At 48.5% G+C, this 13,130-nt stretch carries 10 protein-coding genes; 6 read left to right on the forward strand and 4 right to left on the reverse strand.

What is annotated here, in order from left to right; all coding sequences use genetic code 11:
- Window positions 1-91 precede the first annotated feature (91 nt).
- Window positions 92-1,813, reverse strand: a complete 1,722-nt coding sequence (locus tag B9T62_RS36780) for a cellulase family glycosylhydrolase (protein WP_087919781.1) — start codon at window positions 1,811-1,813, stop codon at window positions 92-94.
- A 371-nt stretch (window positions 1,814-2,184) separates the two neighbouring features.
- Here B9T62_RS36780 and B9T62_RS36785 point away from each other — a divergent pair, with 371 nt between their 5' ends.
- On the forward strand, window positions 2,185-6,243 hold the full coding sequence (locus B9T62_RS36785; protein WP_087919782.1) for an S-layer homology domain-containing protein: 4,059 nt from the start codon (window positions 2,185-2,187) through the stop codon (window positions 6,241-6,243).
- A 484-nt stretch (window positions 6,244-6,727) separates the two neighbouring features.
- Here B9T62_RS36785 and B9T62_RS36790 read toward each other — a convergent pair whose 3' ends face one another.
- Window positions 6,728-8,059 carry a M56 family metallopeptidase gene (locus B9T62_RS36790; RefSeq protein WP_087919783.1) on the reverse strand — a complete coding sequence of 444 codons (1,332 nt, stop codon included), beginning with the start codon at window positions 8,057-8,059 and terminating at the stop codon, window positions 6,728-6,730.
- The gene (locus tag B9T62_RS36795; RefSeq protein WP_087919784.1) at window positions 8,056-8,415 is read right to left on the reverse strand and encodes a BlaI/MecI/CopY family transcriptional regulator; all 360 of its coding nucleotides are present in this window, start codon (window positions 8,413-8,415) and stop codon (window positions 8,056-8,058) included. The genes B9T62_RS36790 and B9T62_RS36795 overlap by 4 nt, the downstream gene beginning before the upstream one ends.
- Window positions 8,416-8,570: 155 nt before the next feature.
- On the opposite strand from B9T62_RS36795, the gene B9T62_RS36800 reads away from it, so the two are divergent.
- A complete protein-coding gene (locus B9T62_RS36800) occupies window positions 8,571-8,756 on the forward strand; it encodes a hypothetical protein (protein WP_087919785.1) in 186 nt (61 codons plus the stop codon).
- Window positions 8,757-8,772: 16 nt separating this feature from the next.
- Here the strand turns inward: B9T62_RS36800 and B9T62_RS36805 are convergent, their stop codons facing one another.
- On the reverse strand, window positions 8,773-9,381 hold the full coding sequence (locus tag B9T62_RS36805) for a GNAT family N-acetyltransferase (protein WP_087919786.1): 609 nt from the start codon (window positions 9,379-9,381) through the stop codon (window positions 8,773-8,775).
- A gap of 205 nt (window positions 9,382-9,586) precedes the next feature.
- Here B9T62_RS36805 and B9T62_RS36810 point away from each other — a divergent pair, with 205 nt between their 5' ends.
- The 4 genes from B9T62_RS36810 (at window position 9,587) to B9T62_RS36825 (ending at window position 13,123) form a co-directional block, all read left to right on the forward strand.
- A complete protein-coding gene (locus tag B9T62_RS36810; RefSeq protein ID WP_087919787.1) occupies window positions 9,587-10,153 on the forward strand; it encodes a hypothetical protein in 567 nt (188 codons plus the stop codon).
- Window positions 10,154-10,302: 149 nt separating this feature from the next.
- Complete coding sequence (locus B9T62_RS36815) at window positions 10,303-10,944, forward strand: DUF7986 domain-containing protein (RefSeq protein WP_483869959.1); 642 nt, start codon at window positions 10,303-10,305, stop codon at window positions 10,942-10,944.
- Between the two features lie 55 nt (window positions 10,945-10,999).
- A complete protein-coding gene (locus B9T62_RS36820) occupies window positions 11,000-11,182 on the forward strand; it encodes a hypothetical protein (protein WP_087919789.1) in 183 nt (60 codons plus the stop codon).
- Window positions 11,183-11,740: 558 nt separating this feature from the next.
- The gene (locus B9T62_RS36825) at window positions 11,741-13,123 is read left to right on the forward strand and encodes an amino acid permease (RefSeq protein ID WP_087919790.1); all 1,383 of its coding nucleotides are present in this window, start codon (window positions 11,741-11,743) and stop codon (window positions 13,121-13,123) included.
- Window positions 13,124-13,130: the final 7 nt, after the last annotated feature.

Consider the following 13,130-nt stretch of genomic DNA (forward strand, 5'->3'; position numbering starts at 1 on the left):
CTAGTTACGTATTGTCAATAAGTGAAAAAGGCTTTATCCTGTGCCCCGCACAATGGATAAAGCCTTGGAATGAAAGCTGCTGCCTGTTAAGTTAAGAAGTCTTGCCTGTGACGCTGGTTCCTTTCTTAGTAATCGTATACGTAAGCACGTCTCCGTTCCAGAAGTGGAACTTCAGGGCGACTTCGCCGTCCTTCACATCCTTGAAGAAGTCAGGCAAGAGCTTAATGCCGCCTGTATCATAGGCCGGTGCGAAGGTGTTGCCGAATTCCTTGAACGGTGTCCAGTCCTGTGGACCGGCATTACCGCCGGTGGTATAGACGGCTTCCATCGTAGCCAACTGGTTGCCATTGAAGACGGTTGGAATCGTAAAGGCTGCCGTCGTTCCTGCAGCATCCTTTAGCTGGGGCTTATCATACACAATGACCTTGAAGCTCCAGTCCGCACCTTGATTGAACTTAGCGGTGATTACGGCGTTGGTGCCGTATTTTTTGGAGGAGGTCAGCTTGGTGAGCAGGTTCGCTTTGAGCGTCAGCACTCCACCGTTCAGCTTGTAGTCCTTGCCCTGCTTCAACTGTTTGCCCTGAACACTGAGCGAATTCAGCTTGTTGCCGTTCAGGTTCAACGTCACTTGGGTATCCTTGACGGAAGTCCCTTTCTTCAGGTAGACCAGATCGCTCTCCGCCGTGGAGGAGCGGGTCTTCAGCCCGGCCTTCAGGACATTAAATAACTCAGGGTCGGACCACTTGTAGGTCTTGCGGTTGAAATGCTGGCCGTTGTCCCAGAGCATGGTAGTGATTTTTTTCTGCTTCAGGTAATAGGTCAGGAACTCGAAGAATTTCAGCTTCTCGCCTTGTTCAATCACGCCAGTGTGCTTGTCGAAGCCCAGCAGCCCGAATTCCCCGACGATAACCGGAATGCCCCGGGCTACCAAGGTGTCGTATACGCTGTCAAAAGTCTGGATAATGTCGTTCTTCGTATCCTTCTCAAACGTGGTGTAGCCGGCGATATTGACACTGAACGGCCAGAATCCGTAGTAATGAACGGTTGCGATCAGATTCGGATCATTCAGCTGTGTAATGGTTTTGTATAGGTTAGCAGTGTTTTCTTTGCTGGGTGAAGTAAGTACGGTAGGCAGAACCAGCGGTCGTACGGCATTGTTGCCACCGGAGCTGCGGACAATCTGGTGAAAAGAAAGATTAAGCTCCTCCACCATCTGTGTCATCTTCACCTCATCCGTAGTGCCGCCTTCGGAGAAGCGGGGTTCGTTGATACTTTCGAACATCAGCTTGTTGGGATGATCCTTGAAGCGCTCGGCAATCTGCGTCCAGGCGGCATTATACCGCGCCAGCACCTCATCATGCTTCGGCTCCATATGGCTGACCCACAGCCAGGAGTCATGATGTACGTTAATCATGACGTACAGCTTGGCCTCGAGCGCCCAGCCGACCACTTCTTCCACGCGGTCCATGTAGGCCTTGTCGATGGCATAGCCGGGAGCTGCGCCGATATGCTGATCCCAGGTTACGGGGATGCGGATGCTTTTGAAGCCTTGGGCGGCAATGTTCTTGATCAGTTGCTCGGTGACCCGCGGATTGCCCCAGGAGGTCTCATCTGCACCGGTGGCATCCAGTGTATTGCCCAGGTTCCAGCCTGGCTGCATGGCCTCTACGTAGGTTTGCATCTTAGTCTTGGCTGGTGCGGGAGCTGCCTGTGCACCGGCGGAAGCTGCTCCCGCCATCGATGAGAAGAGGGAGAGCAATAATGCGGTGACGAGCGTTAGAGACAGGACAGACTTGTGGATTCGTGTAGTCATTGAAATCTCCTTTGCGTTGTTATTTGTAACCGCTTTCTTAAGTAGGTTATCATAGTTGTACTTTTCGGAATACCCTCATAATTTGTGGGAAAATCAGGTGTGAATTAGTTAAATTGTATTAATCGCTAATTCTGAATTGCATTTGACGAATGGATATGCCCAAGCGCCCAACTGTGACAAATCAGTTAATATCTACAAATGTTCTTAAATTCAGGAGCTAAAGACCTATATTTTTATAGAGAAAATGTCGAATATACTGTTATTGGTAGGAATAATCACCTTATTTTCTTGCGAATAGTAGGTTGAGAGGAGGCATATTTTAGTAACTTGATAGAGCATAACCAAATATGGTTTGAGGAGATCAGATAAACATGAAATCCAAGTTTGCCCACAAAGTGATCGCGTTTGCCACAGCGGCAATCACGATCTTCGGAGGAGTAGTGCCGGCGTTTGCGGCTCCTGCATCCGTTCCAGTTACACCAGTAGCTTCCACCACACCCTTAGCATCGTCGGCCTTTAGCGATACCAGCCATCACTGGGGACAGAATGCCATTGAGAAATGGAGCGGGTATAGTGTGGTTCAAGGGTACAATGGGAGCTTCAGGCCCGATGCGCCGGTAACCCGGGCTGAATACTCAAGTATGATCGACAACATTATGAAATACATAGAACTAGGAGATAACAGATTCAGTGATCTTGGTCAAGAGAAATGGTATTACAATGCGATGCTTAAGCTTAATACGGCGGGCGTTCTGAAAGGAACAGATGGTAAAGCGCTGCCGAATAACAAAATCACCCGACAGGAAGCAGCTGTGCTGATTGCTGGGGCTTTTGAAACGGGGAATGCAGCCAGTGCCTCTTCCTCTGGGACAGCTTTCAGTGATCATGCACAAATTGCAGACTGGGCCGATGAAGCTGTGCAGAGTCTGGTATCTAAGTCCGTAATCAGTGGCATGCCTGACGGCACGTTCAGACCAGCGGCTCCGCTTACACGGGCTGAAGCGGTTACGATGTTTGATAAGCTGATTCAAACGTTAATCACGGCGCCGGGGGAATACTCTCAGGATGTGGTAGGGAATGTGGTCGTCAACACTTCAGGGGCAACCCTCAAGAATATGAAGATCACAGGTGATCTATATGTCGCGCAAGGGGTTGGCGAAGGGGAAGTAACCCTGGATAACGTGAAGATTACTGGCAATGTGCACGTCCAGGGGGGCGGGGAGAACTCCATCCTCTTTAATAATGTGGACGTGAAAGGCGCACTCATTGTTAATAAATATAATGGCAAGGTTCGTGTTCTGGCTACCGGCAGCACTTCCGTATCCATAACCCTATTGGAGAGCGGCGCCATGCTGGTGACTAAGGAACTTACGGGCGGCGGATTCGAAACGGTTGAAATCTCGGCCGACGTGCTGGCCGGACAAGAGGTGAAACTGGACGGCAATTTCAACAAGGTTGTGAATAAGTCGGCTCAGGTTAAGATCACTGGTACCGGTACGATTAAGGAGCTGGTGGCCGATGTGACTACACATATTGCGGGCACTGTCACTATAGACAAAATCACTAAAACCGGCAATGCAGAGGTTACTCTAGAGAATAACACTCCTCAACCAAGCAGCACGGCCACACCTGTTAATAACAGTGGTGGTTCAGGTGGCGGTTCGGCCGGTGGCGGCGGTTCAACGGATGGAGGAAGCCAGACCGTATCGGTCAAGGGTATCTCTCTGGATGTATCTGCGCTTTCCATGGTTGTCGGTGAGAGCAAAACGCTGAAAGCGACGATCGCACCTGTCAATGCAACAAACCAGAAAGTGCTGTGGACAATAGCTGGCGGCGGCATGACTGTACTTGAAGTGAACGGAGATGGAGTCATTTCGGCCAAGAGTCCGGGAACAGCGAAGGTGATCGCGACCTCTGAGGATGGAGGATTCACAGCTGAGACAGTTGTGAAGGTTGAACAGCCTGCACTGGGTGTGAAGGTGTCCAAATACGAAGGCGTTGCAGTAGACAGAGCAGCAGTAATCGAAGAAACTGTTATAGCAAATAGCGCTAATGTGACCATTGTAGAGGCAGGCAGATCTCTGATCCAAGCCCATCATTATGATACTTCGGTTACAGCGTTGGCCCCAATGAAGCAAACTACGGTAGGTCATGCAGTGTATGCGGTCATTACGCTGCAAGACTTGAACGGTAAGCCACTTACAGATACCACTGGAGTTGGAATTACGGTTAATGGTGCTACATATGGTGCTGATTATTTTGGTAGAGCACTGGCTGAAGGCTTCAAGGCCGGCAGCTTCGTATTGCCGCTGAATGCCGGGCAGCCGGAGAGCATCCGTCAATATAAGCTGGAGTTTACACAGGCTGGGTATGTTCAGACTTCCTTGACAGTTACTTATCGTCCGGCTGGAACCCCTATTGTGAAGGCTATAGGTGCTATTAGTGGAAGCACGGACATTGGCAGCGAATTGAAGGCAGGGGTGGTAAGCTATGAGGGAACTCCGGCTAATCAAGAGCTTGCATACCAATGGTACCGGGCAGATTCAGAGCAAGGCAAGTATACTGCGATTTCGGGAGCCAATACATCAACTTATGTACTGACACCAGAAGATGGTAATCACTACCTCCGAGTATGGGCTTCGGCCGATGAGATTAAGGTCAGTGGTGCGGTAGTAAGTGAGGCCTTTGGGCCGGTACAGCCGGCTGTGAATGCGGAGGAGGTTTTTGCGGCCATTGAAGCTGCTTACCTAGGAAGCAATAAGGATAAGAGCAACGTTACCACAAGTTTAACTCTGCCGACATCCTTGCCTGCTTATCCTGGTGTGACCATGGTTTGGTCATCCAGCAATCTGCAAGTGATCGATGCTGCTGGTAAAGTTACCAGAGGTGAACGGGATGATCAGTTCGTAAACCTGACAGTCACTCTGGGCGGACAAGCCGCCGGATCGAGAACTTATGAATTAACCGTTAGAGCCGCAGGAACTGAAAATGTCGGTATCGAAGGATTCATTGATCCTTATTTCACTGCGAATTACCCTCAGGCCTTTATCAAGGATGGAACGGTTCATGTGAGATATGCGCTGAAGGCGCCTGCCGAGGTCTATATGGTTGTGAACACGATCAATGGCATGCATAAGTCCGATGTGAAGGCTGTGCTGGAAGGCCATGCTGGAATAGACAACAGACCGGTCTATGCCAATCAATGGCCATACTTTGAAGTGAAAGAGAATGCGATTAACCAGGTGCAGGAATTCGACACCGGGATTAAGCTTTCCGACACCAACGGACAAGAAGCACGGGTTGAATTTGTAATTGTCGATCCGGGGAAGAATTACTTCTCATCTGCAGTCACTACGATCTTGTTTGATTCTAAGGTAGTCAGTGCGCTGGACACGTATCCTCCAAGATCGGACATGAAGTATATTAACCGTGCTTTGGATACCATTTACGTGTATTATCACGAGAAACTTGATTTAAGTAGTGCTCCAAGTAAGAGTGATTATACATTAAGTGCAGGCCAAGTAGATGCGGTAACCTTATTTAATGAGGATGGTAAATGGGGAATTGCGCCTGGTTACGCCAAATTGAGCGTGAGCGGAATCACCGAGGCGGATGCTGCCGGACTTATGCTAAGCTACAATGGCAGTGCGATTCGGGATCTCTCCGATGCAGGTAACCAGGCATTGCCTTATACCAAACAACCCGTGTGGACGATCAGCGAACATTTCAGCAAAGTGGTGGTCAGTTCAGACCGTAAATCACTGATTGCCGAGATTGTACCGGGCTGGGAACCCTATGTTAACGAGCAGTTGGAACTCTACAATAGTGAAGAGGTTAAATCGCGTTTTGCTGTGGCAATCACTGGTCAAGGAAGCTATTCTCCATCTTTTTCCACATACAGCTATGCAGGCAACTATCTTGAATTTACGCTTAAATTTGATACGCCGCTCCCGGAGGGCAATACGACACTTACCTTTGACACCACGGGTATCGTGAACTGGGCCAAGGATTTGTATCCTGCTAAGCTGATATCAGAGTCGATCACACAGATTGAGGCTCCGGGTACACCTTCGGCTAAGTACAATGAGAAGACCGGTGTGCTTAACCTGAGCTTTGCCCCAGACTTCAGCTTGGATTATGCCAGCTTAGCTGCGGGGCTTGTGCTGAAGGTAGATGGAGTGGAATATGCGCTCAGAGGGTATATTCTTTCCAGACATACCTATACGCAGAATGGCCAGACCACTGCTAATACACTGGATATTAGATTGAATGATCAGTATTCCTGGAAATTCAAGCAGGCTGTCGACAAGGGAACTGATGTGCAGATTAAATATACGAAGGTAAATGGAGACCATAATTCACAAATCTCGGATGGCGGAGGCTCCTTGCTGCCTGACTTCGATTACGTTACCGTAGTGAAGAAGCCTTAAGCATCTGAACAGGAATTTGCTGAGTGAAGTAAAGAGAACCCGTATGATGGATTGCTCCATTGTGCGGGTTTTTTGTGGAATGAATTAGTAAGAATGGGAACTTGGGAATGGCATAGTAAGCCAGACACGCGTTTGAAAGAGATGAGATCAATATGCTTGTGAGTATCCTCATATGGATCATCAAACTAACTGTATTCTGTACATTTATATCGGCTGAAAATCGCATTAAACCGACTTTAGCTGTATTGCGTACAGTTATTTTCTGTGAAATCACCGTTAAAGGCCTGTATTGGAAAATATAGATTACGGAATGCAGTTATATGCCTTCCAGCAGCCAAATTGGCTAATATAGATGTACGAAATACAGTTAAAATTTCAGTCGAACCATACGCAGCAACTGTCGATTCATATCAGCATTTAATGAAATAAAGGGCACAGCCCATTCTGACAAAACAGAAGCAAGGCTGCGCCCACAGTAACTCTCTCACATTCCGTCCTCTACTTTTACGTCCTCATAAACACTCTCATACCCCACCACTACTACCTCACCCTCTACCCGCCCAAAGGTCACAGCCTCTTCGCTCAGATAGGAGGCGGGTTCACTGGTTTGTGTGAAATAAGTAATGTGCGCCGTGTGATCCTCGATCTTAACTTCGAATGTAACCACCCACGGGCTGGACACGCCGATATTGTAGTTCCAGTCCTCACCGCTGCGGGCGATTTGTTCTTGCTTGAATTTCTCCCTCATCGTCTCCGACATCATCTCGTAGCGGGGTTCTCCGTCACGGATGATTAGCGCATTGGCCCAGACTGCGGCATGATTCTCCATCGTCTTCAGCGGGATTCCCGGAGTCCCTTGCGGATTGGCTGTGAAACCCAGAATGCAAATTAACGAAAATACACAGGCAGCTGCGGTTACTGGAGCACGTGGCTTCCTATAGCTCAGCACATTTCGGATTCTGGCCTGAATATGGCTCTCACCGAAGGCGAGCGGACGGCCTAAGCTGAACCCGCTGCTGCGGACGGAAAGAGACAGAAGCGACTTCGAGTAGCTGAGCTTAACCTCCTGTCCCATAGAGGCAATCACCTTCTCATCGCAAGACATTTCCATATCCTTGCTCATCAAGTTGAAGGACACCCACATCAGCGGATTGAACCAGTATACACTGAGCAGCAGCCAAGCGAACGGTTTAACCAAATAATCCAGACGACGGATGTGAACCTGCTCATGCGCCACAATATAAGAAAGCTCATGATCGCTTAAGCCTAGCGGAACATAAATCTTGGGCTTGATGAAGCCGCAGACCAGCGGTGTGGTGATCCGGTCGGTTTCATATATATTGCCGCTGACTAGAGTGGCTGTTTTCAGATTGCTTGTTATTTTGAAATAAGAGACCACGAAGTATAGAAGCAGAACAACCATGCCAATCACCCACACCATGCCCGCAATCTCCATAATGATCGTCATCGGATTGACGCTGGCAGTAGGTGTTCCCGCTGGCAGGGAGGTGTTCACAGCTTGATTCACTAAGCCAACGCCAGTATCAACCGCAGGCTGCAGCATCAGGCCAAGGGTAGAGGGAACAAACTCCAGCGCTCCGGTGCCGGTACGGCTGGTGGGCGTGAGAAAGCTCAAGAAGCTGAACGCAGAGGGGAAGCTGAAGGGCAGCACAAGCCGGATCAGCACCGCCAGCCACAAGACATAGGAGAATATCTTGGGTGCTTTGTTCAGAAACAGCCGGATAACCATCACGGCAGCAGCTACATAACTGGCGGTGATGGTCATGTTCAGGATGGCGGTGAATCCCGCCGTCATTGGGTTGCCTCCTCAATGATGCGTTTCAGCTGTTCGGCTTCTTTGGCGGAAATTTTGTTTGTGCCCAGGAAAGCGGTTAGAAATTGCGGCAATGATCCGTCAAAAGCCTTATCGATCAATGCTGCGCTCTCATACTTCTGTGCTTCCTCACGTTTAATAAGAGCAGTCACCACCGCATTCTGATTCTGCAGAATACCACGGGCACAGAGTTTCCTCAGTACAGTGTAAGTCGTTGATTTCTTCCAGCCCAATTTCTCCAGAGACAGCTTAACCAGCTCGGTTGAATTGACAGGTTCGTGATCCCAGATCAAAGACACAAATTTATGTTCCGCATCAAATAGTTTATAAGATTCCATGAACTCGCCTCCTAATGAAAGTTTATCGCAATAAACCTCTAATTGATGTTGAGTTTACTACGGTAAACCTGCTGTGTCAAGAAATAGCTAAGCTCTGAACGGCAAACTGGGAAATTAGGGTAAGAACTCAAAGGATTGGTTAATGAGAAGAAGAGTTGCTGAATAGTGAGGATTCCAATGTATCTGATGCTGTGAAAGAACGGCGGGAGAGCGGCGACTTCCCCTATGCGCTTGAGAAATCAGGGAGGAAGAGTCTGCTTCTGTTTGATCAATATGAATTAGTACCTAAAGAAACCTTCATTAATGAGGAGGGAAAATATGGGATTAGCAATGGAGAGTAAGGAGCATAAATGCTCCTTAGAACTCCACGCCCCGAACCTTAGAGTAAATCATCGTTGATCTTAAGCAGTCGTCCACATCCAGCTTATCACCCCGGTGCACACCTTCCAGCGAGAACCCCGACGCTAACGCGACCCGGGCGCTTGGGTGGTTGCGGGAATCACAGCGGATTTCAATCCGGTTGGCCTGCAGCTCACGGATGGCATACTTCGTAATCGCCTCAACCGCCTCTGTGATGTAGCCTTGTCCAGCGCAAGAGCTGCGGACCCAATAGCCAATCTCAAACTTGCGGGTAGGCCAATCGATCCGGTGCAACCCGCTGCTGCCCACTAGCTTGCCAGTTTCTTTGCGAATCAGCAGCAGTCTAAGGTCGGAGCGTTCCAGGAACTGCAGCCGGGAGCGGCGGATGCTGATTTCGGAGGCTTCCTGTGTAGGAACGCTGCTTGCCCACGGCATCCATGGACGCAATTGCTCGATACTTTCTTGTACCGCCTCATTTACAGCAGCTCCATCTCCCCACAGTGGCGCGCGGATCAGCAGCCGTTTACTTTCAAATTGCTCAGGAATGGTTAACAAGATTGGCTCTATTTTACCAGTATCCACAGCGTTCAATCCCCCAATCTTCATTCGTTCTCCGTTGTCTCTACATTGCGGTTCATCAGATCACCTTTCAAATAGTAGGATAGGGTAATTTTACCACAAGTTCAGATAGGAGCAATGCTGGATGGAGACTGGCAGGCAAGTCGAATACCCGTACCACGGAACGTGTATAGTAGCCAGAATAAGGGTAATGAACATCAAGGATATTCCAAATCCCAGATGAGGTGATAAGATGATTAGAGTTGGCAGATTTCCTTCCCAAGACGGGCGAAGTGTGGCTGAGTTGTTTGTATATGCCAGAAACAAAACCGTTTATCCTGATATCAAAATTATGCCGCTGGTCTGTCCGGCCTGCAGACGCCCGCTGGAGGGCTTGTATCTGCACGGAGGCTCCCGCTACGGGTTCGTGGGAAATCATACTTGTGATTACTGTGACGCGAAGTTCTCCATCACGGACAGTGATAATACCGTAGAGGAGCTGAGATTGTATCACCTTCATCCGGAAACGAAGCTTGAGAGCAATCTGACCCTGAACTACACCAAGCTATACCGGTTGGAGCCAAAGGTCTGGGATGAGGTTCAAGTGCTTACAGGTTACGACATTTATGCCGGCCCTGAGAGAATCCAGCTGGAGCAGGTGATGGATGATATCGAGACCATCAAGCTGGTGGATCTTACGTTCTACAGGCAGCAAGCGGAAGAGGAGATTAGCAAGATGCCGATTCCCGAGCTGCCGGACAGTATTGTGCGCTGGTTCGCGCTGCAGCGCAGTATGGGATTAGATCAAATAAAAGGGTAGAAGTGCGGAGGCATCAAGAAATCTGCAGACAACAGCGGCCGGAAGTCCAAACATTCCCCGCAATTACGACCTGACCCAATATGAGAATCTAAAGTTCAACTTATATAGTATTCTTATAATTATATTATTCATTGGAAAGGATTGAAGATATGAGTTTAGTAGAAGAATATAAAGCAATGAGAAAAAAGCAAGTGGGGATACACATGGAGATTCTGGATGAATTTCTTGATGAGGACAAGCTGTTTAAATCCTGCAAGGTTATGGGGATCCTCAAGAATAATAGAGTGGTATTAGAGGAAGAGCCGGAACAAGATTCCCTTTATGATTTTAACGTGTATGAGAAATGGGATGAAGGCGAAAGTGGGTTGTCTAAATATATCCGTAAACATGGTTATAGTGATGAGGCGGAAACCGAAAGATTGCTGCGGGCTATGGCTGATTCAGAGAGCGGTCTATACGAAGTAGTCGATACCGACAAGGAGAACTATATCATTAAACTGAAGGCAATCTCTGACTCTGACAAAAGCATTCAGCTGATGGATCTTTCTTTAAGCCAGATGCTGGAGCCAGGCAAATTAATATTCGCGCGGCTCACGCACTTGGAGAACTTCAGTATGACCTCCGGTATCGCTTTTGTTTTTAGGGAGAACCATAGAGAATATCTCCTCCAGCGCAGCAAGAAACTAATCAAGAAAGCGGGAAGTGGCGATCCTTCAGCAGATAGATTTATTGCTTTCTTCTACCTGAATCGCTCGGATGGGATGAAGACAATGCTGCAATCAGTGGAATAACGCCCATACACCGCCTTAATGGAACCGAAGAGAATAAAGACGAGGTGAGAAGGGATTGACAAGGAAATCTGAGCTGGATGAATCGCAGCAAGCACAAATGCTCGACAAATTATTGGAGCAAAGCGACAGTCCGGTGTTCTTTGACTGGAAGGATTACCGGGATGAATTGCTTGCGATTTGCAGCGTATTTGCTGATAATGAGATATCTAGAGCTAAACTTGAAGCGAAACTACGCTAGTATGGTGGGAAGTAACCAGTGCAGATTTAGGCGGATCAACCCGCTTGTATAGAAATATTAACTGTTACTGTTTAGGCCTCCGTATGATATTAGTTGCAAAAGTGCATCTAATTAGCCGATTTTTTCCGTTTTGGAGCAAATAGTTGCAAAAAGGCACTTAATTCCGGCGTTTGAGCGTAGAAGACTTGATTTACTTGAAATTAGTTGCAATATCGCACTTAATCGCCTCCTGACAGTGGTTTCAGCTGAAATTAGTTGCACTTTCGCATCTATTTGCTCCGAACGTGCCAGGGCAACCTTCTAAATCGTCGCTGGGATCTAAGTGTAACAATAATTCAATCATGATCAACGAAAGCCGCCTCATGAGGCGGCTTTTACGTGCCCGCTATGTCTAAAATTGTCTAATCCCCGGCTATTGTGTTTCCTAAATCATTCGCTTACAATTTTGTGGAGTAATTCTGCAATGCGTTAATGAATGTCACAGCAGGGCGGGATACTCACATATTATGATAGCTATGCAACAAAGAAAGAGATACATAAACAAAGGGGAGCGTTCTTTTGGAAACGAAGCAATTGACTAGAGGACTTAAGACACGGCATATCGAACTGATTGCACTCGGTGGCACCATTGGCGTCGGGCTGTTTATGGGTTCGGCAAGCACGATCAAATGGGCAGGACCCTCCGTGCTGCTGGCGTATTTGCTGGCAGGAATCATTATGTTTTTTGTGATGCGGATGATGGGGGAGATGCTGATTCTGGAGCCGGTAACCGGCTCTTTTGCTACTTTTGCCCATAAGTACATTCATCCCTTGGCGGGATTCCTGACTGCCTGGAGTTATTGGTTTCTGTGGGTAACCGTAGGGATGGCGGAAGTTACGGCCATTGGCATCTATATGGGGTATTGGTTCCCCGACATTCCGCAGTGGCTGCCCGCCCTTATAGGGGTAGGTATTATTGCGGCGGCGAATCTGGCGGCGGTGAAGTTCTATGGAGAGTTCGAATTCTGGTTCGCCATGATTAAGGTGGTTGCCATCGGTGTGATGCTGGTGGTCGGCACGGGGATGATTTTCTTCGGACTGGGCAATGGCGGTGAGCCGATTGGTCTGTCGAACCTGTACAGCCATGGCGGTTTTTTTGCCGGGGGACTGAAGGGCTTCCTGTTCGCACTCTGTATTGTAACGGCGGCCTATCAAGGGATTGAGCTGGTGGGTATTACAGCCGGGGAAGCCGAGAATCCCAGACATACGCTGCGCAAGGCGATCAAAAACATCATCTGGCGTATCCTGGTCTTCTACGTAGGCGCGATCTTTGTGATTGTTACGATTTACCCTTGGAATGAAGTTGGCGAGAGCGGCAGTCCATTCGTCATGACCTTTGCCAAGGTTGGTATCGTTGCGGCAGCAGGGATTATTAATTTCGTTGTGCTTACGGCGGCTATGTCCGGCTGCAACAGCGGAATCTATAGTGCGGGACGGATGCTGTATACACTGGCGAAGAATGGACAAGCCCCGAAGTTTTTTGGCAAAATCTCGAAGAGCGGCGTTCCCAGAAACAGTATTCTTACTACCATCTCGCTGCTGTTAATCGGAGTGCTGTTTAATTACCTGATGCCGGACTCCAAGCTGTTCCTGTATATTTACAGTGCCAGTATTCTGCCGGGTATGGTGCCATGGTTCGCGCTGGCATTCAGCCAGTTCAGATTCAGGGACCGGTGGAAGGATGAGATGAAGGACCACCCGTTCAAATCGTTGTTCTTCCCAGCCAGCAATTATATCGTAATTATTTTCTTATCGCTGGTGCTGGTGGGCATGTGGTTTAACCCGGATACGCATACGTCGCTGCTGGTGGGCATGACGTTTATCGCCATTGTTATTGCCGGTTATTTCGCCTTCGGAATCGGGAAGCGGCAGCGGATTGAAGAAACAGAGGAAGTGCAGTAAGCTGAAT

The organism is Paenibacillus donghaensis (assembly GCF_002192415.1).
Classification (GTDB): Bacteria; Bacillota; Bacilli; order Paenibacillales; family Paenibacillaceae; genus Paenibacillus_AQ; species Paenibacillus_AQ donghaensis.